The sequence below is a fragment of the Tardiphaga sp. vice154 genome (assembly GCF_007018645.1).
Lineage (GTDB): Bacteria > Pseudomonadota > Alphaproteobacteria > Rhizobiales > Xanthobacteraceae > Tardiphaga.
The window spans coordinates 5,278,047-5,301,626 of the sequence record NZ_CP041399.1; the positions used below are offsets into that span (position 1 = coordinate 5,278,047).

21 protein-coding genes and 1 pseudogene are annotated in these 23,580 nt (G+C 65.7%); 11 read left to right on the plus strand and 11 right to left on the minus strand.

From position 1 onward, the window contains the following. The first annotated feature begins 187 nt into the window (after positions 1 to 187). Entirely contained in the window at positions 188 to 454 is a 267-nt protein-coding gene (locus FIU28_RS24760) for a transcriptional regulator (RefSeq protein WP_143575732.1), read from the plus strand. Beyond that, positions 454 to 702 carry a hypothetical protein gene (locus FIU28_RS24765; protein ID WP_143575733.1) on the plus strand — a complete coding sequence of 83 codons (249 nt, stop codon included), beginning with the start codon at positions 454 to 456 and terminating at the stop codon, positions 700 to 702. Before FIU28_RS24760 ends, FIU28_RS24765 begins: the two co-directional genes overlap by 1 nt. Before the next feature lie 4 nt (positions 703 to 706). Here the strand turns inward: FIU28_RS24765 and FIU28_RS24770 are convergent, their stop codons facing one another. After that, complete coding sequence (locus FIU28_RS24770) at positions 707 to 970, minus strand: hypothetical protein (protein WP_143575734.1); 264 nt, start codon at positions 968 to 970, stop codon at positions 707 to 709. A 320-nt stretch (positions 971 to 1,290) separates the two neighbouring features. On the opposite strand from FIU28_RS24770, the gene FIU28_RS24775 reads away from it, so the two are divergent. The 4 genes from FIU28_RS24775 to FIU28_RS24790 are packed head-to-tail and all read left to right on the plus strand — an operon-like array spanning position 1,291 to position 6,749. After that, positions 1,291 to 2,514: an MFS transporter gene (locus FIU28_RS24775; RefSeq protein ID WP_143575735.1), complete on the plus strand. Its 1,224-nt coding sequence runs from the start codon at positions 1,291 to 1,293 to the stop codon at positions 2,512 to 2,514. A 50-nt stretch (positions 2,515 to 2,564) separates the two neighbouring features. Next, positions 2,565 to 3,218, plus strand: a complete 654-nt coding sequence (locus FIU28_RS24780) for an ABC transporter ATP-binding protein (protein WP_143575736.1) — start codon at positions 2,565 to 2,567, stop codon at positions 3,216 to 3,218. Further along, on the plus strand, positions 3,215 to 5,677 hold the full coding sequence (locus FIU28_RS24785; RefSeq protein WP_143575737.1) for an ABC transporter permease: 2,463 nt from the start codon (positions 3,215 to 3,217) through the stop codon (positions 5,675 to 5,677). The genes FIU28_RS24780 and FIU28_RS24785 overlap by 4 nt, the downstream gene beginning before the upstream one ends. Next, positions 5,667 to 6,749 carry a lipocalin-like domain-containing protein gene (locus FIU28_RS24790; RefSeq protein ID WP_143575738.1) on the plus strand — a complete coding sequence of 361 codons (1,083 nt, stop codon included), beginning with the start codon at positions 5,667 to 5,669 and terminating at the stop codon, positions 6,747 to 6,749. The genes FIU28_RS24785 and FIU28_RS24790 overlap by 11 nt, the downstream gene beginning before the upstream one ends. 198 nt (positions 6,750 to 6,947) lie before the next feature. Here the strand turns inward: FIU28_RS24790 and FIU28_RS24795 are convergent, their stop codons facing one another. After that, positions 6,948 to 8,144, minus strand: coding sequence for an ABC transporter substrate-binding protein (locus FIU28_RS24795; RefSeq protein WP_143575739.1), 1,197 nt, complete (start codon positions 8,142 to 8,144; stop codon positions 6,948 to 6,950). Between the two features lie 258 nt (positions 8,145 to 8,402). Continuing rightward, positions 8,403 to 10,274, minus strand: coding sequence for a molecular chaperone HtpG (gene htpG, locus FIU28_RS24800; RefSeq protein WP_143575740.1), 1,872 nt, complete (start codon positions 10,272 to 10,274; stop codon positions 8,403 to 8,405). Between the two features lie 269 nt (positions 10,275 to 10,543). Here htpG and FIU28_RS24805 point away from each other — a divergent pair, with 269 nt between their 5' ends. Together FIU28_RS24805 and FIU28_RS24810 are read left to right on the plus strand one after the other, a co-directional pair. After that, a complete protein-coding gene (locus FIU28_RS24805; protein WP_143575741.1) occupies positions 10,544 to 10,996 on the plus strand; it encodes a response regulator in 453 nt (150 codons plus the stop codon). 107 nt (positions 10,997 to 11,103) lie between these two features. Then, positions 11,104 to 11,626, plus strand: a pseudogene (locus FIU28_RS24810) (hypothetical protein). A 180-nt stretch (positions 11,627 to 11,806) separates the two neighbouring features. Here FIU28_RS24810 and FIU28_RS24815 read toward each other — a convergent pair. The 3 genes from FIU28_RS24815 to FIU28_RS24825 all read right to left on the minus strand — a co-directional run bounded on the left by FIU28_RS24815 (position 11,807) and on the right by FIU28_RS24825 (position 13,553). Then, positions 11,807 to 12,316 carry an NUDIX hydrolase gene (locus FIU28_RS24815; RefSeq protein WP_143575742.1) on the minus strand — a complete coding sequence of 170 codons (510 nt, stop codon included), beginning with the start codon at positions 12,314 to 12,316 and terminating at the stop codon, positions 11,807 to 11,809. A gap of 68 nt (positions 12,317 to 12,384) precedes the next feature. Then, positions 12,385 to 13,200 (minus strand): 3-keto-5-aminohexanoate cleavage protein, encoded by an 816-nt coding sequence (locus tag FIU28_RS24820; protein ID WP_143575743.1) that lies wholly within the window; start codon positions 13,198 to 13,200, stop codon positions 12,385 to 12,387. Between the two features lie 5 nt (positions 13,201 to 13,205). Continuing rightward, the gene (locus FIU28_RS24825) at positions 13,206 to 13,553 is read right to left on the minus strand and encodes a RidA family protein (RefSeq protein ID WP_143575744.1); all 348 of its coding nucleotides are present in this window, start codon (positions 13,551 to 13,553) and stop codon (positions 13,206 to 13,208) included. Positions 13,554 to 13,695: 142 nt separating this feature from the next. On the opposite strand from FIU28_RS24825, the gene FIU28_RS24830 reads away from it, so the two are divergent. Further along, a complete protein-coding gene (locus FIU28_RS24830; RefSeq protein WP_143575745.1) occupies positions 13,696 to 13,965 on the plus strand; it encodes a SemiSWEET family sugar transporter in 270 nt (89 codons plus the stop codon). 119 nt (positions 13,966 to 14,084) lie between these two features. Here the strand turns inward: FIU28_RS24830 and uvrA are convergent, their stop codons facing one another. The 3 genes from uvrA to FIU28_RS24845 are packed head-to-tail and all read right to left on the minus strand — an operon-like array spanning position 14,085 to position 17,311. Then, the gene (uvrA, locus tag FIU28_RS24835; protein ID WP_143575746.1) at positions 14,085 to 16,613 is read right to left on the minus strand and encodes an excinuclease ABC subunit UvrA; all 2,529 of its coding nucleotides are present in this window, start codon (positions 16,611 to 16,613) and stop codon (positions 14,085 to 14,087) included. A 2-nt stretch (positions 16,614 to 16,615) separates the two neighbouring features. Next, positions 16,616 to 16,909, minus strand: coding sequence for a hypothetical protein (locus tag FIU28_RS24840; protein WP_143575747.1), 294 nt, complete (start codon positions 16,907 to 16,909; stop codon positions 16,616 to 16,618). A gap of 60 nt (positions 16,910 to 16,969) precedes the next feature. Beyond that, positions 16,970 to 17,311, minus strand: a complete 342-nt coding sequence (locus tag FIU28_RS24845; RefSeq protein WP_143575748.1) for a hypothetical protein — start codon at positions 17,309 to 17,311, stop codon at positions 16,970 to 16,972. 162 nt (positions 17,312 to 17,473) lie between these two features. On the opposite strand from FIU28_RS24845, the gene recQ reads away from it, so the two are divergent. Then, positions 17,474 to 19,330 (plus strand): DNA helicase RecQ, encoded by a 1,857-nt coding sequence (gene recQ, locus FIU28_RS24850; RefSeq protein WP_246660799.1) that lies wholly within the window; start codon positions 17,474 to 17,476, stop codon positions 19,328 to 19,330. A gap of 77 nt (positions 19,331 to 19,407) precedes the next feature. Next, a complete protein-coding gene (locus FIU28_RS24855; RefSeq protein ID WP_143575749.1) occupies positions 19,408 to 21,384 on the plus strand; it encodes an AI-2E family transporter in 1,977 nt (658 codons plus the stop codon). Positions 21,385 to 21,393: 9 nt separating this feature from the next. Here FIU28_RS24855 and FIU28_RS24860 read toward each other — a convergent pair whose 3' ends face one another. Together FIU28_RS24860 and FIU28_RS24865 are read right to left on the minus strand one after the other, a co-directional pair. Beyond that, positions 21,394 to 22,311, minus strand: coding sequence for an NAD(P)-dependent oxidoreductase (locus FIU28_RS24860; RefSeq protein WP_143575750.1), 918 nt, complete (start codon positions 22,309 to 22,311; stop codon positions 21,394 to 21,396). 26 nt (positions 22,312 to 22,337) lie between these two features. After that, positions 22,338 to 23,318, minus strand: a complete 981-nt coding sequence (locus FIU28_RS24865) for a tripartite tricarboxylate transporter substrate binding protein (RefSeq protein ID WP_441351317.1) — start codon at positions 23,316 to 23,318, stop codon at positions 22,338 to 22,340. Between the last annotated feature and the right edge of the window lie 262 nt (positions 23,319 to 23,580).

Sequence of the window (23,580 nt, forward strand, 5' to 3'; positions counted from 1 at the left end):
ACATTCTCTCAGGAAGGCGGATCGCGCGCAACGCACCATATCGGGCGGGAAAACGCCGCCTTTCCTGCACGCACTAAACCGGATGCCCCGTTTAATGACCCGGCGGGGTGCCTTTGCCGGCCGTTTCTGATAGGGTGGTGGCAGCAATAGCCGCAGCCTGCGTGGCGCGGCCCAATTTGAGGCAGTCATGGATACCGAACCGGAACCGAAGACCCCCGCCGAAATGAAGGAAATCCGCCTCAGCCGCAAGCTGGCGCAGGAGACCGAAGGCATCAAGGCAATGGCCGACATCGCCGCCGCCGATATCGCGATTCGCAAGCGCACCGAGACGCTGCGCGCCGAACGGCTGGCCCGCGAGGCCGAGGCGCTGGCCAATCCGGTCGAGCCGAAGCCGAAAGCCAAGGCCAAGAAGGCCGTCGTCAAAAAGGCCGTCGCCAAGAAGAAAGCCGTCTGATGGCGCGGGAAGAAGACAAATCGGGCCGCGCCGAGCGCGACGCCGCGACCAAGGCCGTGACCGACAACATGGCCAAGCTGCGCGCGGCACGTCTGGCCCGCGAGGCGCTGGCGCCACCGGTCGTCGCCAAGGCAAAGAAGAAGGCTTCTGCCGGGGCCGCGACCAAGCCCGGTGCCAAGCCGAAAGAAAAAAGCCCGGCGCTGGCCGCCTGGCTGGCAGGCCAGCAGAGCGGCGGGCGCCGGACCTGATCGTTTAGACGGCTTCGGGCGCTTTGGCGGCCGGGGCCGGCCATTCGATCATGGTGCGGGTCTTGGTCGCGGAATCGTAGACCTGGATCTGCAGCATCTGATAGGCGTTTTTCAGCTTCATGCCGGCTTCTTCAGCGGCTTCCACCGTGTCGTGATGCGACTTGAAATGGCCATCGACGACCAGCGAATAGCCCTCCGTCGGCGCGCGATCGGCGCGAACGATCTTGCGGGCCTGCGGTTCGTCCATTTCGATTTTCGGCTTTTTCATCGTCGCTCCGGGTGGGGATGGGCTGGGGTGGGATTTGGTGAGGATGCGCCCCGTTTACACGGAATGGCGGAAATTGGCATCGGCAATTGCGGGATGCGAACAGGATGGGCCTCAATCACGGTGCAATTGAGGTGCCGGCGGGTCGATCACCGGACGAACGGCCGTGCCCGCCACGATCAACTTGATCGTGCGCGGAATGGGCTGGTGGCGCGCGCCCTGTCGCCGATGCAACGGCTACATGCGGCAACGCTCATAGACAAGGCCCGAGTGCAGCCCTACGGATACGCCAGAGCTGCGACAAAATAACGGGCGGAAACGCGATGGTCGATATTCCGGCCGGCTCTCATCAGGTACGGATCGATACGGCGCGGCGGACGCTCGGCGCCATTTCGGTGGCGCATTGGGTCAGCCACTTCCACATTTTCGTACTGCCGATGCTGTTTCCGTTTCTCAAGGACCGGCTCGGTGTCTCCTATGTCGACCTCGGCCTCGCCCTCACCGTGTTCGCCGTCGTTTCCGGCCTGACCCAGGCGCCGATCGGCTATCTCGTCGATCGCATCGGCGCGCGAAAAATCCTGATCCTCGGCATGACGCTGGGCGGAGCTGCGCTGATCGCGCTCGGCCTGCATCTCAGCTACCCCACGCTGATCGTCTGCGCCGCACTGCTAGGTCTCGCCAACAGCGTCTATCATCCCGCCGACTATGCGATCCTCTCCGCGCATATGGACGAGACGCGAATGGGGCGGGCGTTCTCTATCCACAGCTTTGCCGGCTTCCTCGGCGGGGCGGTGGCGCCGGCGATCATGGCCGCGCTGGTCGCCGGCATCGGCGGCGCGTCGGCGCTGATCGTGGCGGGGCTGATCGGACTCGCGGTGGTGCTGATGCTGGTCGTGGTCGGCATTCCCGACGCCGGCGCGATGCATGACGCGACCGAGGGCGAGCCCGCGGCGAAGGTTAGCATGATGAATCCGGCGATCCTGCTGCTGACGCTGTTCTTCACACTGCTGGCGCTGTCGCAGAATGGCATCAACTCGTTCGGCATTGTCGCGCTGATCAGCGGCTACGGCATTTCGTTCTCGGCCGCCAATATCGCGCTGACCGCCTATCTCGGCTGCAGCGCGGCCGGCGTGCTGGTCGGCGGCGTGCTGGCCGATCGCACGGTGCGTCACGGCCAGATCGCCGCCGGCTGCTTCGCCATCAACGCCGCGATCGTCTTCACGATCGCCTCGGTGACCATGCCGCTCCTGCTCCTGACGCTGACCATGGCCGTGGCCGGGTTCCTGAGCGGCGTGATCGTGCCGTCGCGCGACATGCTGGTGCGCAACGCTGCGCCCCCGGGCGCCGCCGGCCGGGCCTTCGGCATTGTCTCGACGGGCTTCAATTTCGGCGGTATCGTCAGCCCGATTCTGTTCGGCTGGCTGATGGACAGCGCCCTGCCCGGCTGGGTATTCGGCGCCTCGGCGGCGTTCATGGCCGCGACGGTCGTGCTGGCGCTGGTGTCGGAGAAGCGACCAACGCTATCGTCCCGGACCAGCGAGCGCTAGCGCGCCACGGCGTTCGCCGGGACGACAACAATCTGCTACAGTGCGGCGGCATGCTCACCGTCCGCCACCTCACAAAATCCTATCGTTCGGCACAGGAACAGGTCGCAGTGCTGCGCGGCGTCGATCTCGATGTCGCGCGCGGCGAAAGCGTGGCGCTGACCGGTGAATCCGGCAGCGGCAAGAGCACGCTGCTGCATCTGATCGCCGGGCTCGACGCCGCCGATGGTGGCGAGATCCGGCTCGAGGAGAAGCTGATCACCGGCATGCCGGACGCCGAGCGCGCGCAATTGCGCCGCGACCGGCTCGGCCTGGTGTTCCAGCAATTCAATCTCATCCCCTCGCTCAACGTCGCCGACAATCTCGCCTTCCAGTCGCGCATTGCGGGTAAGCACGATGCCGCCTGGCACAGCGAGCTGATCGAGCGGCTCGGGCTCGCCGCGCTGCTGAAGCGATACCCCGAACAGCTCTCCGGCGGGCAGCAGCAACGCGTCGCGATCGGCCGCGCGCTGGCTTCCAAGCCGCTGTTGCTGCTGGCGGACGAGCCGACTGGCAATCTCGACGAGGACACCGCCGACGACGTGCTGGCGCTGGCGCGCGATCTCGTGCAGCGCACCGGCTGCGGCTTCCTGATGGTGACGCACAGCGCGCGGCTGGCCGCGACGCTGGACCGCCAGGTGCAGCTCCATGCCGGCCTGATCCGGTGAAACGCGCGCTGTGGATCCTCGCGGTGCTGCTGAGCCACTGGCGCCGGCATCCGATGCAACTCGCCACCCTGCTGGTCGGGCTGATTGCCGCGACCGCGCTGTGGAGCGGCGTGCAGGCGCTGAACGAGCAGGCGCGCACCAGCTATGATCGCGCCGCGGCAACGTTCGGCGGCGCACGCACCGCGATGCTGGTCGGCCGCGACGGCGCGACGTTCTCGGAATCTCTTTTTGTCGATCTGCGCCGCGCCGGCTGGCCGGTCTCGCCGATGCTGGAGGGCCGCGTGGCGATCGGTGGCCGTTCGGTGCGGCTGCTCGGAATCGAGCCCGTAACTCTCCCGGTGGAAGCAAGCGCGACGGCGGAAGTCGGCAAAGCCGGCGTGCAGGGTTTCATCACGCCGCCCGGCCAGGCGCTGGTGTCGGCAGAGACGTTGGCGGAACTCGGCCTCGCGGAAGGCGCGACCTCGGCCATCGACGCCACGCTCAGACTGCCGCCGCTGCGCGTGCAGCCGCAACTGACGCAAGGCGTCGTGGTCGTCGATATCGGCATCGCCCAGCAACTGCTGAAAATGCCGGGCGAGGTGTCACGGCTCTTGATCGGCAAGGCAAGCGGTCCGCGCGCCGCGCTGCAAGGCGTCACCGGCGATCAGCTGCGCCTCGTCGAGCCCGATGCCGAGACCGATCTCGAACGATTGACCGACAGCTTCCATCTCAACCTCACCGCCTTCGGGCTGCTGTCCTTCGTGGTCGGCCTTTTCATCGTCAATTCGGCGATCGGCCTCGGCTTCGAGCAGCGCCGGCCGATGCTGCGCACGCTGCGCGCCTGCGGCGTCTCGGCGCGATTGCTCAACGCCGTGCTGCTCGTCGAACTGGTCTCGATCGCGGTGATCGCCGGTTTGGTCGGCCTCGTCTGCGGCTACTTCATCGCCGCGTCGCTGCTGCCCGATGTCGCCGCCAGCCTGCGCGGATTGTATGGCGCGACAATCCCGGGGCAACTGACCCTGAAGCCGCAATGGTGGCTGGCGGGCCTGGCGATCTCGATCCTCGGCGCGCTGGCGGCAGCAATCTCGAGCCTCTTGAAGGCGGTACGATTGCCGCTGCTCGCGGCGGCGCAGCCGTATGCGTGGCAGCAGGCGCAGGGCCGCTGGCTGACGCTGCAGGGCAGCTTCGCGGTGATCATCCTGTTTGGCGCGGCCGGCGTGCTGTGGCTCGGCGATTCACTGGTCGCCGGCTTCGTTGTGCTCGCAGCACTGCTGATTGGCGCAGCATTGGCGCTGCCCGCAATCCTGGGGCTGGTGCTGGCCGCTGGCGAGCGCAGCACGCAACGCCCGCTGGCCAAATGGTTCTGGGCCGACAGCCGGCTGCAACTCTCGGGATTGTCGCTGGCCTTGATGGCGCTGCTGCTGGCGCTGGCCGTCAATGTCGGCGTCGGCACCATGGTCGAAAGTTTCAGCCGCACCTTTACGGGATGGCTCGACGGCCGGCTGGCGCCCGAAATCTATCTCGCCGCCTCCAGCGAAAAGCAGGGCGCGGAGATACGCTCCTGGCTGAAGCAGCGGCCGGAGGTGCAGGCCGTGCTGCCCGGCAGCCGCACCGACGTGCCGATCGCCGGCCTGCCCGTCGAACTGCTGGGGTTCGCCGATCACGCCACCTATCGCAACCAATGGCCGCTGCTGGAATCGACCAGGGACGCCTGGGACCGCGTCAAGACCGGCAACGCCGCGTTGATCAGCGAACAATTGTCGCGACGGCTGAAGCTCGGCATCGGCGACACCGTCACCGCGCCGACGCCGGCCGGCGCGTGGAAGCTTGAGGTAGTCGCGATCTATGCCGACTACGGCAATCCGAAGGGGCAGCTCGGCGTCGCCATCGACGCGCTGATCGCGCGCTTTCCGGACATCTCGCAGACAAGGATGGGCGTGCGCGTCGCCCCCGCCGATGTGCCGGCGATGATGACGGCGATCCGTGAACGATTCGGGCTCGACGGCCGCAGCCTCGCCGACCAGTCGACCGTGAAGACGGAATCGCAAAAGATTTTCAACCGCACCTTCGCGGTGACCGCAGCGCTCAACGCCTTCACGCTCGCGGTCGCCGGCGTGGCGCTGCTGACTAGCCTGTTGACGCTGAGCCAGTCGCGGCTGCCGCAACTGGCGCCGCTATGGGCGATCGGCATCACGCGCAAACGGCTGGCCGGGATCGAACTACTGAAGACACTATCGGTGGCGCTGATCACCGCGCTGCTGGCGCTGCCGCTCGGCCTCGCGGTGGCGTGGTGCCTGATCGCTGTGGTGAATGTCAAAGCGTTCGGCTGGCGGCTGCCGTTCCATGTGTTCCCGCTGCAATTGATCCAATTGCTGGGCGTGGCGATGCTGGCCTCGCTGCTGGCAGCGCTGCTGCCGATCATCAAGCTGTTGCGGATGCAGCCGGCGCAACTGGTGAAAGTATTCGCCAATGAACGGTAGTCTCTCGCGACGCGGTTTTGTCGGTGGATTGGCTCTGCTCGGCCTCGGCAGTCCGCGCGCAGTCGCGCAGGGATTTGCCGGCCTCGGTCGTGACGCCGAGGGTTTTGCCGCGGTGACGCCCGGACGCGTGCTGAGTTTTCCGGCCGATCACGGCGCGCATCCGGAGTTTCGCATCGAATGGTGGTACCTCACCGCCAATCTCACCGACGCTGCGGGAAACGCTTATGGCGCGCAATGGACGCTGTTTCGCCAGGCGATGACGCCCGGCGCGCAAGGCGACGGCTGGGCCAATCCGCAGATCTGGATGGGCCATGCCGCGGTGACGTCGGCCTCCACACATCATTATGCGGAAGCGTTTGCACGCGGCGGCGTCGGCCAGGCCGGCGTCACGGCGTCACCGTTCCGCGCCTGGATCGATGCGTGGGAGATGCGCGGCGGCGATGGCTTCAATGATGCGACCGCCGCACCGCTCGACGTCACGGCGTCGGGCCCGGCGTTCAGCTACGCCTTGCAGCTGGAGGCGCAACAAGGTCTGGTGCTGCAGGGCGACGCCGGCTACAGCAAGAAATCCGAACGCGGCCAGGCGTCGTATTATTACAGCCAGCCGTATTTCGCCGCGCGCGGCCAGCTCACCATCGACCGCAACACCGTCAAGGTCACAGGCCGCGCCTGGATGGACCGCGAATTCTCCAGCCAGCCGCTCGCCTCCGACCAGACCGGCTGGGACTGGTTCTCACTGCATCTGGCCTCCGGCGAGAAGCTGATGCTGTTCCGGCTGCGGCAGAAGGACGGCGCGAACTACTTTTCCGGCAACTGGATTCGTCGCGATGGTCGCTCCGAGCAGATCGCATCCAGCGAGATCGCGATGACGCCGACGGCCTTCAGCGAAGTTGCGGGCAAGAAGATCCCGACCGCATGGAAGGTCGGCATCGCCGCCCGCGGACTGCAGATCGACACCGTACCGCTGAACGCACAGGCGTGGATGGGAACGAGCTTCCCCTATTGGGAAGGCCCGATCGCCTTCGCCGGCAGCCAGAGCGGCGTCGGCTATCTGGAAATGACGGGGTATTGAGGGAGCACTTCCTTCACCCTCCCTGGAGGGGGAGGGTCGGCGAGCAGTCCGCGAAGCGGATGCGAGACGGGGTGGGGGGACGTGATGCGCGCGTCTCCACCGCTGTCACCCCACCCCGCTCCACATCGTGCTTCGCACGCTGCGGAGCGACCCTCCCCCTCCAGGGGAGAGTAAGAAAGACGGCGCTTGCGTCCTCTCCTACTTCGTCAGCGGGCAACCACTCGCTGCCGCAGTCGGGTAGGCCTTGTCGCCGGACACCGTCGCGAGCTGCTTGTAATAGTCCCACGGCTTCTTGGACTCCGACGGCTTCTTGACCTCGAACAGATATAGGTCCTTCACCATGCGGCCGTTGGCCAGCACCTTGCCGCCCTGCGCGAAGACGTCGTCGACCGGGAGTTCCTTCAGCTTCTTCACCACCGCGTCCGAATCCTTGGTGCCGGCGGCCTTCACCGCCTTGAGATAGGACAGCGTCGATGAATAGGTGCCGGCCTGGATCATGTTCGGCATGCGCTGGGTGCGCTTGAAGAAGCGGTCGGCGAATTCGCGGGATTTGTCGTCGCGGTCCCAGTAGAACGATTCCGTCAGCACCAGGCCCTGTGCCGCCTGCAGGCCGAGGCCATTGACTTCCGCGAGCGTCAGCAACAGCCCGGCAAGCTTCTGGCCGCCGGCGACGATGCCGAATTCGGAAGCCTGCTTCACGGTGTTGGTGGTGTCGAGCCCGGCGTTGGCCAGCCCGATCACCTTGGCCTTGGAGGCCTGCGCCTGCAGCAGGAAGGAGGAGAAGTCCGACGAGTTCAAGGGATGGCGCACCGCGCCGAGCACCTTGCCGCCCTTGGCCTTGACGATGTCGCCGGTGTCCTTTTCCAGCGAATAGCCGAACGCATAATCCGCGGTGAGGAAGAACCAGGTGTCGCCGCCGGCTTCGGTCAAAGCCCCGCCGGTACCGACGCCGAGCGCGCGGGTATCGAACGCCCAGTGGAAGCCATAGGGCGTACAGGCATCGCCGGTGATGCGCGAGGACGCCGCGCCGACCACGATATCGATCTTCTTCTGCTGCGCGGACAGTTCCTGCACCGCGAGCGCCACCGAGGAGGTGGTGAGTTCGGTGATCATGTCGACGCCTTCGACGTCGTACCAGCGGCGCGCGATCGAGACGGCGAGATCGGGCTTGTTCTGGTGGTCGGCGGTGATCAATTCGATCTTCTGGCCGAGCACCTCGCCGCCAAAGTCCTCGATCGCCATCCTGGCGGCTTCGAGCGAGTACTTGCCGCCGTAATCGGCATAGACGCCGGACTGGTCGTTGAGAATGCCGATCTTGACGCCCTGCGCCATCGCAGGTGCAGCAATGAACAGGCTGGACAGCGCAGCCGCCGACAGCAAATGCCCGAACTTCATGAGGTAGCCTCCCGATGGTTTTTAACGTTGCCGGGAAGCTATTTTAGAATATCGCGGAGGGACAGCTAATCTTTCGGATAAGGGAACAGCCTTGGAAGGAAGCAACGGCCCCTCCCCCGTCGCTGCGAGGAGCCCTTGCGACGAAGCAATCCAGTCTTCGCTTATGGCTTTCTGGATTGCCGCGTCGCTTCGCTCCTCGCAATGACGGGTTGGGTCAATGGCTTGCCTGCCTTTCCCGCTAGCAGGAAAGGGAACAAACTACATCGCCTTCAGCACCAGCCGGTTGAGCCTTGCCGCAAAGGCCGCGGGGTCTTCCGGCAGCTCGCCGTCCAGAATCTGCGCCTGTTCCAGCAGCAGGAACGACAGATCCGCGGCGTCGCCGCGGGCGGCCTTGTCGGCGCCGGCGATGCGCGCCACCAGCGGGTGGCGCAGGTTGATCTCGAGGATCGGCTTGGTGCCGGCGCCCCTGTTCTGCATCGCCAGCATGCGCTCCAGCTCGCGGTCCGGCCCGAAGCCGCCGGCGACCAGGCAGGACGCCGACGTCGTCAGCCGCGTCGAGGCCTTCACGTCGGAGACGCGCTCGCCGAGCGTGTCCTTGATCACGGCGATGGTCGCAGCCTCGTCGGTCTCCGGCGCGCTCTCGTCCTTCGGCTCCTCGTCGATCCGCGGGATCAGGTCGAGATTGACCTCGCCCTGGCTCAGCGACTTCAGCGGCTTGCCCTCGAAATCGGTCGGCGCCGAAGTCCAGAACGCATCGACGTGGTCGGTCAGCAACAGCACTTCGAGACCGCGCGACTTTGCCGCCTCCAGCTTCGGATTCGACTTCAGCCGCTCGATGCTGTCGCCGACCAGATAATAGATCTCGGTCTGGTTCTCCTTGAAGTCGGCGACCACCTGCTTCAGCGAGCGCTTCTCGCCGGTGGTGGTGGTGAAGCGCGACAACGACAGCAGCTTTTCGCGGCGCTCGTAATCCTCGTACAGGCCTTCCTTGATCACCGGGCCGAACGCGTCCCAGATCTTGGCGAAGGCCTCCGGCTCCTTCTCGCTCATGCTGTCGAGTTCGCCGACCACGCGGGTGGCGACCGCCTTGCGGATCTGCGCGAGCTGCGGATTGTTCTGCAGCATCTCGCGCGACAGGTTGAGCGGCAGGTCCTCGGCGTCGATCACGCCGCGGATGAAGCGCAGATAGGTCGGCAGGAGATCGGCGTCGTCGGTGATGAAAACGCGGCGGACGTAGAGCTTCACCTTGCCCTTGCGGTTGGGCTCGAACAGGTCGAACGGCTTGGCGGACGGCGCGAACAGCAGCACGGCGTAGGAATAGCGGCCTTCGGCACGGTAGTGCAGCGTCATCGCCGGCTCGTCCCAGGCCGACGCAATCGACTTGTAGGCCTGGGTGTAGTCTTCCGCGGTCAGCTCGGATTTCGAGCGCTGCCACAGCGCGCTGGCGGAATTGATCTGGCGCGGCTCGGTATCGCCGTCCTTGAGCAGGATCGGGAACTGGATGTTGTCGGAATAGGCCGACACGATGCGCTCGATCTCGTGCGCCTCGAGATATTTTTTGGCGTCTTCCTTGAGATGCAGGTCGATCCGGGTGCCGGCAGGCTGGCTCATGCCGTCCTCCAGCTGGGCGATCTCGAAGCCGGCGCCGCCCGACGAGGTCCAGGTGAAGGCGTCGTGCTCGCCGGCGCGGCGCGAGGTCACGACGATCCTGTCGGCGACCATGAAGGCGGCATAGAAGCCGACGCCGAACTGGCCGATCAGCCCGACGCCGTCCTTGGCCTCCGTGAGGCGGGACAGGAACGATTTGGTGCCGGAGCGAGCGATGGTGCCGAGATTGTCGATCAGTTCCTGGCGGTCCATGCCGATGCCGGAGTCGATCACCGACAGGATGCTGGCTTCCTTGTCCGGCGCGATGGTGATGTTCGGCGACGCTCCCTCGGCGATCAGATGGGGATTGGCGATCGCCTCGTAGCGCAGCTTGTCGCAGGCGTCGGAGGCGTTCGAGATCAGTTCGCGCAAGAAGATGTCGGTCTCGGAATAGACCGAGTGCACCATCAGGTTCAGTAGTTCGGCGACCTCGGCCTGGAACGGCTGTGAGGTCGGGGCGGAGGTGGTCGCGGTGTCAGTCATGGGTCACTCGATCAGGTCATGGAGCGGGGGTGAGCCGGATATGGCATGGCGGGCGGAAACCGCAAGATTCCATGGGGATACCACAAGCGGGTCGCTGGATACCACGGCCGCAAAATAGCCAGAACAATCGCGCCCGTACAACCTGAATATGCACCATTTGATACAGACACGCGGTCGCGTAATTTTCCAGATTGCGGGTTGATTCGCCGGGATCCGGCGGAACCCGGGCGACAATGACGCCTCCCGGGATCACGGCTGGGAGCTGCGCGATGCTGCGCTTACTTGTTGTCGACGACGATCCGATGGTGTCGCAGACCATGCAGCTGTGGCTCAAACGGCAAGGCTTCGACGTCGTGACCGCGGATGGCGCGGCGTCCGGCCTGTCGGCGCTGAGACGCGGCGACTTCGACTTGATGATCGTCGATATCTTCATGCCCGACATGAATGGTTTCGAATCCGTGCGGCGGTTTCACGAATGCGCGCCGGCGGTGCCGCTGATTGCGATCTCCGGCTACGCCTTCGCGGAGAGCCTGTCGCCGGCGCCGGATTTTTTGCGCATGGCGCTGGGGCTTGGCGCCGCTCGATGCTTGCGCAAACCGTTCAAGCCGCAGACCCTGCTGACCATCGTCGAGGAATGCCTGATGGAGAGAGAGGCGCGCCGCGAACCCGACGGCCGATCAGGGCAAGAATGCCCGCCACACGAAAAATTAAACTCAAATTAAGCATTCAAATACCATCTTGCGGAATCCGTTACGGTCGCCCGCCTGCATCGGCGAGGGGCACCACCCGGACGCAAGAGGTTTACGATGGCGCTGGTGAGACAACTCGTTTGGCAATCCCAACCGATGGCAGCAACGAGGCCTCTGACATTTCGGCCCTGATCGCGCGGCTGACGGCCGAGGTCAACCAGATCGCCTGCGAGAAGACCAGGTCGATCCAGTCGATCACCAACCAGATGAAGATGCTGGCGCTGAATGCTGCGCGGCGAGCGCATGGTCGACCTGGCGCTGGACGCCGTCGAGCTGATCGACCGCAACCTCTATGAGCGGACCTGCGACGTGCGCTGGTGGGCGACGGATTCGGCGGTGGTGGATTGCGCCGCCGCGCCGAACGATATCAGCGTGGCGCATGTGTCGCAGACCCGCGTGCTGCTGGTCGACAGGGATTTTCGCGTGATCGCGGCGTCCGATGGGCAGGGTCTGCTGACCGAGAAGGTCGCGCTTGCCGCAAACGGCCCCCGCAGCGGCTTCCAGCACGACCGCGCCGGCACGCTGGTCGCGTTCCATGCGACGCCCGGCTACGAGACCTACCGCGGATTGGGCTGGTACGGCGTGATCCTGCGCAGCGCGTAGCGATGGCTTTTCTTCCCGTCTCCCACGGCCGCAGCGAAGCTGCGGTTAGCGGGAGAGGGTGGCGCGGACGAAGTCCGCGACGGGAGAGGGGGCGGCGCCAAACACTTCCCCTCTCCCGTCCGCGCTGTCGCGCGGTTACCCTCCCCCACGAGGGGGAGGTGAAGAAAGAGCGCGGCGCGATTAACCCTTCAGCCAGCGTCGCAACTTCTGCAGCAGGCCGGCCGGCGGCGTGCCCGTCGGGCCATTGCCGCGGACGCCGGCCCGCGCCTGCAGGGCCAGCGGCCCGACTTGTGCCAGGAACGCCTGTTCGTGACTGCGGGTAAGCCGCGCCAAAGCCTCGTCGAGCGGCAGCCATTCCACTTCGGTGATGTCCTTCATCAGCGAACGGCTGGGTTCGGCGTCGGCTTCCATTCGCCAGTAATGCACGACCTTGATGCGGAGGCCGACTTCGTACGCCAGCGTACCCAGGAATTCGCCGACAACGGTATCGTGGCCGGTCTCTTCCAGAACCTCGCGCTGCGCGGCGGCGCGCGGCGTTTCGCCGGGATCGAGCTTGCCCTTCGGCAGCACCCAGTCGCCGCGCTTGCGCAGGCATACCACTGCAAAAAGTGGCGGCTCGCCCCGTTGCACGACAATACCGCCTGCTGCTGAAATAACGTCTTTTGAAATATTGATAATTTTATCGGCCATCCAGGAGATATAAAGATGTATGGTGACATTCACCTAAATTCGTCATTTTTTGACATGTTCCAAGCGGCTTATTTCATAGTCGCCGCACGCAATTCGTCAGCCGTTGCGGCGCGGAGGCCGACGGCCGCGATGGCGCGGCGGGCGGCGGCGACCAGATCCTCATTGCCCTGTGCGCGAGTACCGTCCGGCTGCGACTCATTGTTCTCGAAGCCGACCCGGATATGACCGCCGAGCAGCGCGCCGGCGGTGACGCAGGCCGCCTCCCGGGCGCCAAAGGCACACAGGCTCCAGTGCTCGAAGACGGGTGCGGTGGAATCGAGGAACGGCAGCAGGTCGGAGGGCGCCGAGATCTGACCCGCGGTATAGCGGCCCAGAACATAAAGTACCGGCAGATGCGTGAACGGCACCAGGCCGCGCCGGCGCAGATCGGCCAGACGAACGGCTTCCGCCACTTCGTAGAGGATGATCTGCGGCGTGACGTTCTCCGCCTTCATCCAGCCGAGCAGATCGGCGAAGGCGGCCTCCTCCGTCGCGTCCGGCACCAGCTCACGCAGCGCCAGCGATACGGCCTCCGGGCGGACGTCGCGCACCACCGCGCGCTGCTGCGCCGGGCTGTATTTACCGAGCGCCTCGCTGGTGATCTGGATCACGAGATCCTGTCCAACCGCGCCGCGAATCGCCGCAATCGCATCCTTGTAGGCATCGGCGTCGAGCAGATGGTGCCCGTCCGCGGTGCGGACATGGGCGTGGATCATCGACGCGCCGGCATCGCGGCAGCGCGCGGCGGTGACCGCCAGTTCCGCCGGCGTCAGCGGCACCGCGGGATGGTCGGCCTTGAACTTGCGGCCGCCATTGGGGGCGACTGCGATTGCTGTCGGGATCATCGGTGTCAGCCGATCGCGGCGATGACGGCGATCTCGACCTTGATCGAGGGATCGGCGAGCCGGGCCTCGACGCAGGCGCGCGCAGGCGTGGCATCGGCCGGCACCCAGGCGTCCCACACGGTGTTGAACTTGGCGAAATCGCCCATGTTCGGCAGCCAGACGGTGACCGACAGCATTCTGGTCTTGTCGGTGCCGGCATCTTTCAGCAGCGCGTCGATCTTGGCCAGCACCTGCGTGGTCTGGGCCTCGACATTGCCGGTGTAATCATCCGGCACCTGGCCGGCGAGATAGACCGTGTTGCCGTGGATGGTGGCCTGGCTGAGACGCTTGCCGGGGATGAGACGCTTGATCATGCGGAATTCTTTCGTTCGAAAGCTAAGGGAAACGGCGGGCACATTCCCCGCTGCGCCCGCCGCCGTCAAGCCGCCGGAACCCGCATCGAAAGAGTCTGTTGAAGGGGGACGTCACCTGCCCCAAGCCTCGGGAATGTCCTTGATGTTCAGCCTCATGTCGCTCATCGGCGCGCTCGCCGCAACCTGCACCTCGCTCTCCTACATCCCGCAAGTCCGCAAGGCGCTGCCGCGCGGCTCGACCGGCGATCTCTCGGTCAGGATGCTGGCGGTGCTGACCACTGGCCTCGCACTGTGGGTCTGCTACGGCGTGATCAACGGCGACTGGATCCTGGTGCTCGCGAACATCGTCGGCGGCACGCTGTCCGGCACGGTGCTGGCGTGCAAACTGCGGGACATGCGGGCGGAGGCTTAGGCCTTTCAGCCGTCATTGCGAGGAGCGAAGCGACGCGGCAATCCAGAAGCCACGGGCGAAGACTGGATTGCTTCGTCGCAACTTCTCCTCGCAATGACGGCCGAGATCGCGCGTATCGGTTAAATCACCCGCGCGAGATACTTCGCCGTGCGGCTCTCTTTCACGCGAGCGACGTCGGCCGGCGGGCCCGAGGCGACCACGCGGCCGCCTTCGTCGCCGGCGCCGGGGCCAATGTCGATGACCCAGTCGCTCGATGCGACCATGTCCATGTCGTGCTCGACCACCACGACCGTGTTTCCCGACGCCACCAGGCCGTCGAGCTGTTTCATCAGTTTTTCGACATCCGACGGATGCAGACCGGTGGTCGGCTCGTCCAGCACATAAAGCGTCGCGCCGCGCTGGGCGCGCTGCAGTTCGGTCGCCAGCTTGATGCGCTGTGCCTCGCCGCCGGACAATTCGGTGGCGGACTGGCCAAGCCGGATATAACCAAGCCCGACCTCGCGGATCACGCCGAGCGAACGCCGCAGGGCGACATCCTCCGCGAAGAAGTCGTAGGCGGCGTCCACCGTCATGCCGAGCACGTCGGCGATCGATTGGTCGCGGATCCTGATCTCCAGCGTCTTGGCATTGTAGCGCGCGCCATGGCAGGTCGGGCACGGCGCATAGACCGACGGCAGGAACAGGAGTTCGACGCTGACGAAGCCTTCGCCCTGGCAGGTCTCGCAACGCCCCTTGGCGACGTTGAACGAGAACCGTCCGGCATCGTAGCGCCGCGCCTTGGCCTGCTTGGTCGCCGCGAACAGTTTTCGCACGTGGTCGAACAGGCCGGTATAGGTGGCGAGATTGGAGCGCGGCGTGCGGCCGATCGGCTTCTGGTCGACCACCACCAGCCGCTTGATGCTGTCAATGCCGGCTGTGATATCACCGCCCAGTGTCTCGACGCTCTCATCGAGCGCGTCCGCAGCTTCTTCGATCGGCTCGTGCCGCTGGCCGAGCCGCTCCGATACCGCTTCGACCAGAAACTGGCTGATCAGGCTCGATTTGCCGGAGCCGGAGACGCCGGTGAGCGAGGTGAACACGCCGAGCGGAATATCGACGTCGAGTTTGTCGAGATTGTTGCGGGTGACATTGCGCAGCTTCAGCCAGTCGCGCGGCGGCCGCGGCTTGCGCGCTGTTCGCTCGCCATCGTCGAACAGATAGCGCCGCGTCTGCGAAGCCTCGATATCCGCCAGGCCATCGGGCGGGCCGCTGTACAGCACCTCGCCGCCATGCACGCCGGCGCCGGGACCGACATCGACGATCCAGTCGGCATGGCGCACGACGTCCAGCTCATGCTCGACGACGAACAGCGAATTGCCGGCCGCCTTCAGCCGATCCAGCGCGCGCAACAGCGCCTCGGTATCGGCGGGGTGCAGGCCGGCGGAAGGCTCGTCCAGCACATAGACGACACCGAACAGGTTGGAGCGCACCTGCGTCGCCAGCCGCAGCCGCTGCAATTCGCCGGGCGACAGCGTCGGCGTGCTCCTCTCCGGGGTGAGATAGCCGAGGCCGAGATCGAGCAGCACCGCGAGCCGCGCCAGCAGATCCTCGACGATGCGATGGATCACCATCGCCTTTTCCGGGTGGTCGGCGGAAACCTTGTTGGTCTCGCCCATATAGGGCCGCAGCATCGCGTCAAGCCGCTTCAACGGCAGCCGCGACAGCTCGGCGATATCGAAGCCGGCGAATTTCACCGACAGCGATTCCGGTTTCAGCCTTTTGCCGTGGCACACCGGGCATTCACTCCCCAGCATGAACTGCGACACCCGGCGTTTCATCATCGCGCTCTGCGTCGTGGCAAAGGTCTGCAGCACGTATTTTCGCGCGCCGGTGAACGTGCCTTGGTAACTCGGCTCTTCCTTGCGCTTCAGCGCGCGCCGCGTTTCGGCGGGCGTATAGCCGGCATATACCGGCACCGTCGGCTGCTCGTCGGTAAACAGGATCCAGTCGCGATCCTTCTTCGGCAGGTCGCGCCACGGCGTGTCGACGTCGTACCCGAGCGTCACCAGGATATCGCGCAGGTTCTGCCCGCCCCAGGCGGTCGGCCACGCCGCGATGGCGCGTTCGCGGATCGTCAGCGCGGGGTCCGGCACCATGGATTTTTCGGTGACTCCGTGGACACGGCCGATGCCGTGGCAGCGTTCGCAGGCGCCCTCCGGCGTGTTCGGCGAAAACGATTCCGCGTACAGCAGCGGCTGGCCGCGCGGATAATCGCCGGCGCGCGAATACAGCATGCGCAGCAGGTTCGAGAGCGTCGTGACGCTGCCTACCGAGGAGCGCGTGGTCGGCGATCCCCGCTGTTGCTGCAGCGCCACGGCCGGCGGCAGGCCTTCGATCTCGTCGACCTCCGGAATCGCCATTTGGTTGAACAGCCGCCGCGCATAGGGCGAGACGGATTCCAGATAGCGCCGCTGCGCCTCGGCATAGAGCGTGCCGAAAGCAAGCGAGGATTTGCCGGAGCCGGACACGCCGGTGAACACCACCAGCGCGTTGCGCGGGATCACGACCGAGACGTCCTTTAGATTATGCTCGCGGGCGCCGCGGACGCGGACAAAGTTTTCGGGATCGTCGAAGTTCAGCGCGCCCTTGTTGGGACTGCGCGCGTCCATTTCTAGCGCCGCCGCGCGATCGCGACGCCGACGAGGAAGGCCACGAACAGCGCGCCGAGCGGGGCGTCGCGGGTGATCTTGGAGACGGTGTCGAGCGGCTTGCCGGGGCGGCGGGCGTCGTCGACGACGGTGGTCAGTCTGTCGACCGCGGCGCAGAACATGTCGCTGACCATCGCACCGGCCTCGGACGCACTGCCGGCGGCACTCCTGGCGGCACCGCGGGCTGCTTTCTTGGCGCCGTTGGTGGCGCGCTCGGCCATTTCGGGAATTGCGTCGATGAAGGTGTCGTCGGTCATGGCGGGCCTCTCGGGTTGATGCTGCCCATCAATCTACCGGAAGCCTGTTGGTTCCGCTGGCTATTCCGCGCTCCGGCTGCGTCGCGCGGCCTTGCCGAATTCGACGATCGCGGCCGGCGCCGGCAGCCGCAGGCGGCGGCCGTGCTGCAGATAGAGGAAGGCCAGCCTGGTCGGATCCGACAGGTTCCAGACTTCCAGCGCGGTGCGATGACCGAGCAGCTTCACCTTAGGATCGTGCGCGATGAGATGCACCATCACGGTCCATTTCGGCGGCTTGGCGCCTGATTTGCGGGGCCGCGGCGCGGACTTCGACAGCACGTTCTCATTGGCCGCGCGCCAGCGCGGGGTGACGCCGCGACGGCGCCCGAGAAGCCATGAAAAGATACGCAGGATGAGGGACATAGCTGACTTCGGCGATCTGTTGGGCGGCGCGCGCAAGATCTGTGGGACAGGCCCCTGCGAAGCGGCAACAATTGCAGTCTACACCGGATTTGCGGAGGATGCGACGCGCGAATGACGTGGCGTCTGATATACCGGACCGACGAATCAGGACCCTCCCCCCTTATGTCCGCTTCCCCCGCCCGCACCGCAATGACCGACGCCGAACCGGACGCGCTTGCCGTCCTGAATTCGGTATTCGGCCTGCCCGGGTTCCGCGGCGCGCAGGAGGCGATCGTCCGCCACGTCACCGCTGGCGGCGACTGCCTGGTGCTGATGCCGACCGGCGGCGGCAAGTCGATGTGCTACCAGTTGCCATCGCTGCTGCGCAAAGGCTGCGGCATCGTGGTGTCGCCCTTGATCGCGCTGATGCGCGACCAGGTCGCGGGCCTGCTGGAGGCCGGCGTCAAGGCGGCGGTGCTGAACTCCACATTATCCTGGGACGAGGCCAACGAGGTCGAGCAGCGGCTCCTGGCCGGGGATCTCGATCTGCTCTATGTCGCGCCCGAGCGGCTCTTGAACCCGCGCTGCCTGGCCATGCTCGGCCGCGCGAAAATCGCGCTGTTCGCCATCGACGAGGCGCATTGCGTGTCGCAATGGGGCCATGACTTCCGCCCGGAATATATCGGGCTTTCGGTGATCGCCGAACGCTTTCCAAACGTGCCGCGGATCGCGCTGACCGCTACCGCTGATGACCTGACGCGGCAGGAGATCGTGCACCGGCTCGGCCTCACCGACGCGCCGAGCTTCGTCGCCTCGTTCGACCGGCCCAATATCAAATACGAGATCGTCGACAAGACCAACGCGCAGAAGCAACTCCTGGCCTTCATCGCCGAGCGCCACGCGGGCGAAGCCGGTATTGTCTATTGCCTGTCGCGCGCCAAGGTCGAGGACACCGCCAAGGCCCTGAACAAGGCCGGCGTGCTGGCGCTGCCCTACCACGCCGGGCTCGACGCCAATGTGCGCGCTCGCAACCAGGACCGATTCATCAACGAGGACGGCGTGGTGATCGTCGCCACCGTCGCCTTTGGCATGGGCATCGACAAGCCCGACGTCCGCTTCGTCTGCCATCTCGATCTGCCGAAGAGCATTGAGGCCTATTATCAGGAAACCGGGCGTGCGGGCCGCGACGGCAAGCCGTCGAACGCCTGGATGGCCTATGGCCTGTCCGACATCGTGCAGCAGCGCCGCATGATCGACGAATCCACCGGCGCGGAAGCCTTCAAGCGCGTCTCGGTCGCCAAGCTCGACGCGCTGGTCAGCCTCGCCGAGACCGTGCATTGCCGGCGCTCGCGGCTGCTGGGCTATTTCGGCGAGGAAACCACCGGGACGACCAGTTGCGGCAATTGCGACAACTGCCTGTCACCGCCCAAGGTCTGGAACGGAAGCGTCGCTGCACAGAAGCTGTTGTCCTGCGCCTACCGCACCGGGCAGCGATTCGGCGCGATGCACCTGATCGACGTGCTGATCGGACGGCTCACCGACAAGATCAAGCAGTTCGGCCACGACAAGCTTTCGGTGTTCGGCATCGGCGCCGACCTGAACGAGAAGCAGTGGCGCGCGGTTACGCGACAGCTGGTGGCGCTCGGCTATCTCTATGCCGATGGCGAGGCCTACGGCGCGCTGAAGCTGACCGAGACCGCGCGCGGCGTGCTGAAGGGCGAGACCGAAGTCATGTTGCGCGAAGAGTCGCTGGGCGTCGGCCGCGCGCCGCGCGCCAAATCGCGCCGCGGCGATCTCGCGGCGCCGCGCAGCGCCAGCGGCGATCCCGACCTGATCGAAGTGCTGCGCGCCTGGCGCTCCGAAGAGGCCAAGAAGCGCAACGTCCCGGCCTATGTCATCCTGCACGACGCCACGATGGACGGCATCGCCACCGCCAAGCCGGTCTCGCTGGCGCAACTGCGCGGCATCCCGGGGATCGGCGACAAGAAGCTGGAGCATTACGGCGACGAGATCGTCGCGCTGGTGAAGGCTTCCGTCTAGTCGGCGCCCGCGGGCCGGAACGAAATCCTCGCAATCCCATTATCGGCCGTTGGGTCTTATAGAGTGGGATGCTCGAGATGCTGTTGCGGACGCCAAAGGACCAGGACGGTGACGATCTTCGATCAGTCATTCGGATGGCCGCCAACGGCATCATCGCCGCCCTGATCCTGTCGACTCTCTATTTCGGTCGGGAAGTCTTCGTGCCGATCGCCCTGGCAGTCCTGTTGAGCTTCGTGCTGGCGCCCCTGGTGGGCCTGGTGCAGCACCTGCGAGCCCCACGGGGCGTCGCCGTCGTAACCGTCGTCGTGCTGGCCTTTACCGTCATCTTCGCGCTGGGAAGCCTTCTGGCCGGCCAGCTCAGCCAGCTGGCAGGCGACCTGCCGAAATATCAGACCACCATCAGCGAGAAGATTTCATCGCTCCGGCAGCAGACTGCAGGGCGCGGCACGCTCGAGCGCGCCTCCGAAATGCTGAAGGATCTTGGACAGGAACTCGATCGGCCGAAAGCGGGACCGACCGCGCCCGCAACGCCGGCCGCGCTCCCGGCCACTCCTCCGGCCCAGCCCGTGCCCGTCGAGGTCCGACAGCCCGATCCCGGCGCGCTGGAAAGCCTGCGGACGCTCATTTCACCGCTGATCCACCCGCTCGCGACGACGTTCATCATCGTCATTTTCGTGATCTTCATTCTGCTGCAGCGGGAGGACTTGCGAAACCGGCTGATCCGGCTGGCAGGGTCGCATGACCTGCAGCGCACCACGGCGGCGCTGGACGATGCAGCCCGCCGATTGAGCCGGTTCTTCCTGATCCAGCTTGCGGTCAACTCCGGTTTCGGAATCGCGATCGGCCTCGGACTCTGGGCCATCGGCGTACCCAGCGCGATTTTGTGGGGGATCCTCGCAGGCGTTTTGCGTTTCGTGCCCTATATCGGCGCGTTCATCGGCGCAGCCTTCCCTTTGACCCTGGCCATCGCCGTCGATCCGAGCTGGACCATGGTGATTTGGACCGCGGCATTGTTCATCCTGGTCGAGCCGATCGTCGGCCATGTCATCGAGCCCATGCTCTATGGCCACAACACCGGCCTGTCGCCGATCGCCGTGGTGACCTCCGCGACGCTGTGGACGGCGCTGTGGGGGCCGATCGGACTGGTGCTCGCCACCCCTCTTACGGTGTGCCTCGTGGTGATCGGTCGTCACGTAGAAAGGCTGGCGTTTCTCGACATCATGTTCGGCGATCGACCGGCGCTGTCACCGCCCGAAATTTTCTATCAGCGCATGCTCGCCGGCGATCCCACCGAGGCCGCCGACAAGGCCGAGGAATATCTCAAGACCAAGTCGCTCACTTCCTATTATGACCAGGTCGCGATGGCTGGCCTGCGGCTGGCGCAGACCGATCACGAGCGCGGCGCCTTGACGGTAGAACGGCTCGACAAGATCCGCGATACCGTCGCCGAATTTGCCAGCGACCTCGCGGAGGAGGAGCCCCGCCCGGCCCCTGCCGAGGACGCAACCACCGATGTGGAAGCCAACGCCGCGCTGGACTCCACGATCGAGGAAGTGCCGATGCCAGGCCTGCCGGTTCTCCAACGCGAGCAGCTGCCGGCCGAATGGCAGAGCGCGAACCCGGTGCTGTGCATCGCCGCGCGAAGCACGCTCGACGAAGCCGCCGGCATTCTGCTGGCGCAATTGATCTCATCCCACGGACTGCCGGCGCGGGTAGAGCCGGCGCAGGCGCTATCGACCAAGAACATCTTTGCCCTGGATACCTCAGGGGTCGCGATGATCTGTCTTGTCTGTCTCGACACGACGGCGCTGGCCCATGTCCGTTACGCGGTGCGGCGGATGCGCCGGAAGGCGCCGCAAGCCCAGATCGTGCTGTGCTGCTTCGGCCGAGAAATGACAGACGCCGAACTGGAGCAGTTGCTGGACGGTGCAAAGGTGGATCGCACCGCGCCAAGTCTGGTCGAGGCGCTGGCCGCTTGTCTGGAGGCCGTCAGCCCAGGCGCCACGCATGGCCTGCTGGAGAAGCCCGCTGCCGGCATCGTCAACGCAGCATGACGGATCGGATTACTTCGCACCCTGCTTCTCAAGGATACGGTCCGCTTCGATGCGCCAGTCCGCGCTGCGCGCAAAATCATCCGTCCCGCGCGCGCCGAACAGCCCGTCATCGGCGAGGTCCGCCATCCAGGCCTGACGCTCGGCGGTGCCCGAGGCCGACCACGGCGTCAGGCCGGCGTCGCGTACCGTCTCGGCGACCTCGCGAACTTCCTCGCTGCGGCGGCGGCCGTGCTCGATGACGCGCTGGAAGAAATAAGCGCCCTGTTTTTCCCAGTCGATGCCCGGAAACGTCTCGGTGAGCGAGGCCAGCAAGGCGTCCTCGACGCCATAAAAACGCGCGGTGGTGAAGCTCTCGATCACCATGGCTTCCAGACCCTTGATCATGATGCTGCGGCACATCTTGGTCGCGGACGCCGTACCGAGTTCGGCGCTCGCCACCCTGGCATCGAAGCCGAGCGCCGCAAGCAGGGGCGCGAGCTCAGCTGCGCCTGAGCCGCCAAGCAGCAGCGGCACCCGGATGCGATAGGGCGGCACCGAGGTCATCACAGCGCCCTCGACATAGCGGCCACCGACGCCGTCGATCAGGGCAGCGGCACGCTGCTTGGCTCCAGGCGAAGCGGAGTTGAAATCGAGAAACCAGGCGCCCGGCCGGATCGCGGGCGCGCAGGCCTGCGCCACCGGCACCGCCTGGCTGGCCGTCACCGCCGACAGGATGAAATCAACGCGCGCGGCAAGCTCCGCATGCGATGCCGCAAGGGTCACGCCGTGCGCTGCGGCGTGGTTGCGCAAGTCGCCCGCCTGTTCGCCGTCCAGCTTGATGTCATAAGCACTGACAGGGACGTTTTGCGCGCGCAGATCTTCGCCGAGGATGCGGCCGACTTCGCCATAGCCGACGATGCCGACATGCCATTGGTTGGACGGGGTCATGATGCGATTTCTTCCATAGCTGCGTCTTACTGGGCCTTGATGTTGGCCTCTTTGAGGATCGGTCCCCATTTGGCGGCTTCAGCGCGCATAAAGGCGTCGAACTCCTGCGGCGAACTGCCGACCGGCACAGCACCGATCTTGTCGAGCGTCGCCAGCACGGCGGGATCCTTCAGCGCGATTGCCAGATCGGCGTGGATCCTGGCCACTACCTCCGGCGCCATGCCGGCGGGTCCGAGAAAGCCCCACCAGACCGCGGTGTCATAACCCGCCACGCCGGATTCCGCGACGGTAGGCACCTCCGGGAGAACCTTTGAACGGGTTGCCGTGGTCACCGCCAGCGCGCGCACGGCGCCGCCGTCGATCTGGCCGGTCACTTCCGGCAACGGGTTGATGCTCATCGGGATGTCGCCGGCCATCACCGAGGTCAGCGCCGGCGCGCCGCCCTTGAACGGGATCGAGACGATCCTGACGCCGGCCATGTGGTTGAGCAGTTCGCCGGCGAGATGCGCCGAGGTACCGTTGCCGGACATGCCATAGGACAGGAAGTCGGGCTTCGCTTTCGCTTGCGCCAAAAGCTCCTGCAGGTTCCTGGCGGGGTTGTCCTTCGACACCATGATGACCAGCGGCGAATAGGCGACTTCGCTGATCGCGGTGAAATCCTTGAAGGTGTCGTAAGGCAGGCTCGGATAGAAAAACTGGTTCAGCGGGTGGCCCGACGCGACCAGGATCAGCGTGTAGCCGTCCGGCGCGGCTTGGGTCAGCGCCTTGGAGGCGATGGTGCCGCCGGCGCCCGGCCGGTTCTCGACGACCGGCGTCTGGCCCCAGCTCTTCGACAGCGACTGGCCGATGGTCCGCGCCACCACGTCGACGGCGCCTCCCGGCGCATAGGGCACGAAGAAGGTGACCTGCTTCTTCGGCCAAGCCGGCGCCTGTGACTGGGCCTGTGACTGGGCCTGGGCCTGGGCCGACAAGGCCGCGCAGGAGATCGCGGCGACCACCGCCAGCATGCCGATCACTCTGTTCCGATGTGCCACCGTCCGCATTCTCCCGTTGTCGGCCGTGCCTATCGCACCGCATTTCTTGCGGCGGTTGTAGCGGGAAAATCGTCGATGGGAAGATCGGCGCACTGAAATACCGCGCGTCTGGACCGCGGGCGGCGCGCGCCGCACGACACACGAAACAGAACGACACGCAAACGAAACACTTTTGCAGCCGGACGCCATCGGCCGGAAACCGGCGAATTCTATGAATCCATCCATAGACGCCGCG

Bases quoted from the DNA above. Each gene is read 5' to 3' on its own strand.
- FIU28_RS24760 (WP_143575732.1), top strand. From the start codon at position 188: ATGGATACCGAACCGGAACCGAAGACCCCCGCCGAAATGAAGGAAATC.
- FIU28_RS24765 (WP_143575733.1), top strand. From the start codon at position 454: ATGGCGCGGGAAGAAGACAAATCGGGCCGCGCCGAGCGCGACGCCGCG.
- FIU28_RS24770 (WP_143575734.1), bottom strand. From the start codon at position 970: ATGAAAAAGCCGAAAATCGAAATGGACGAACCGCAGGCCCGCAAGATC.
- FIU28_RS24775 (WP_143575735.1), top strand. From the start codon at position 1,291: ATGGTCGATATTCCGGCCGGCTCTCATCAGGTACGGATCGATACGGCG.
- FIU28_RS24780 (WP_143575736.1), top strand. From the start codon at position 2,565: ATGCTCACCGTCCGCCACCTCACAAAATCCTATCGTTCGGCACAGGAA.
- FIU28_RS24790 (WP_143575738.1), top strand. From the start codon at position 5,667: ATGAACGGTAGTCTCTCGCGACGCGGTTTTGTCGGTGGATTGGCTCTG.
- FIU28_RS24795 (WP_143575739.1), bottom strand. From the start codon at position 8,144: ATGAAGTTCGGGCATTTGCTGTCGGCGGCTGCGCTGTCCAGCCTGTTC.
- htpG (WP_143575740.1), bottom strand. From the start codon at position 10,274: ATGACTGACACCGCGACCACCTCCGCCCCGACCTCACAGCCGTTCCAG.
- FIU28_RS24805 (WP_143575741.1), top strand. From the start codon at position 10,544: ATGCTGCGCTTACTTGTTGTCGACGACGATCCGATGGTGTCGCAGACC.
- FIU28_RS24815 (WP_143575742.1), bottom strand. From the start codon at position 12,316: ATGGCCGATAAAATTATCAATATTTCAAAAGACGTTATTTCAGCAGCA.
- FIU28_RS24820 (WP_143575743.1), bottom strand. From the start codon at position 13,200: ATGATCCCGACAGCAATCGCAGTCGCCCCCAATGGCGGCCGCAAGTTC.
- FIU28_RS24825 (WP_143575744.1), bottom strand. From the start codon at position 13,553: ATGATCAAGCGTCTCATCCCCGGCAAGCGTCTCAGCCAGGCCACCATC.
- FIU28_RS24830 (WP_143575745.1), top strand. From the start codon at position 13,696: ATGTTCAGCCTCATGTCGCTCATCGGCGCGCTCGCCGCAACCTGCACC.
- uvrA (WP_143575746.1), bottom strand. From the start codon at position 16,613: ATGGACGCGCGCAGTCCCAACAAGGGCGCGCTGAACTTCGACGATCCC.
- FIU28_RS24840 (WP_143575747.1), bottom strand. From the start codon at position 16,909: ATGACCGACGACACCTTCATCGACGCAATTCCCGAAATGGCCGAGCGC.
- FIU28_RS24845 (WP_143575748.1), bottom strand. From the start codon at position 17,311: ATGTCCCTCATCCTGCGTATCTTTTCATGGCTTCTCGGGCGCCGTCGC.
- recQ (WP_246660799.1), top strand. From the start codon at position 17,474: ATGTCCGCTTCCCCCGCCCGCACCGCAATGACCGACGCCGAACCGGAC.
- FIU28_RS24855 (WP_143575749.1), top strand. From the start codon at position 19,408: ATGCTGTTGCGGACGCCAAAGGACCAGGACGGTGACGATCTTCGATCA.
- FIU28_RS24860 (WP_143575750.1), bottom strand. From the start codon at position 22,311: ATGACCCCGTCCAACCAATGGCATGTCGGCATCGTCGGCTATGGCGAA.
- FIU28_RS24865 (WP_441351317.1), bottom strand. From the start codon at position 23,318: ATGCTGGCGGTGGTCGCCGCGATCTCCTGCGCGGCCTTGTCGGCCCAG.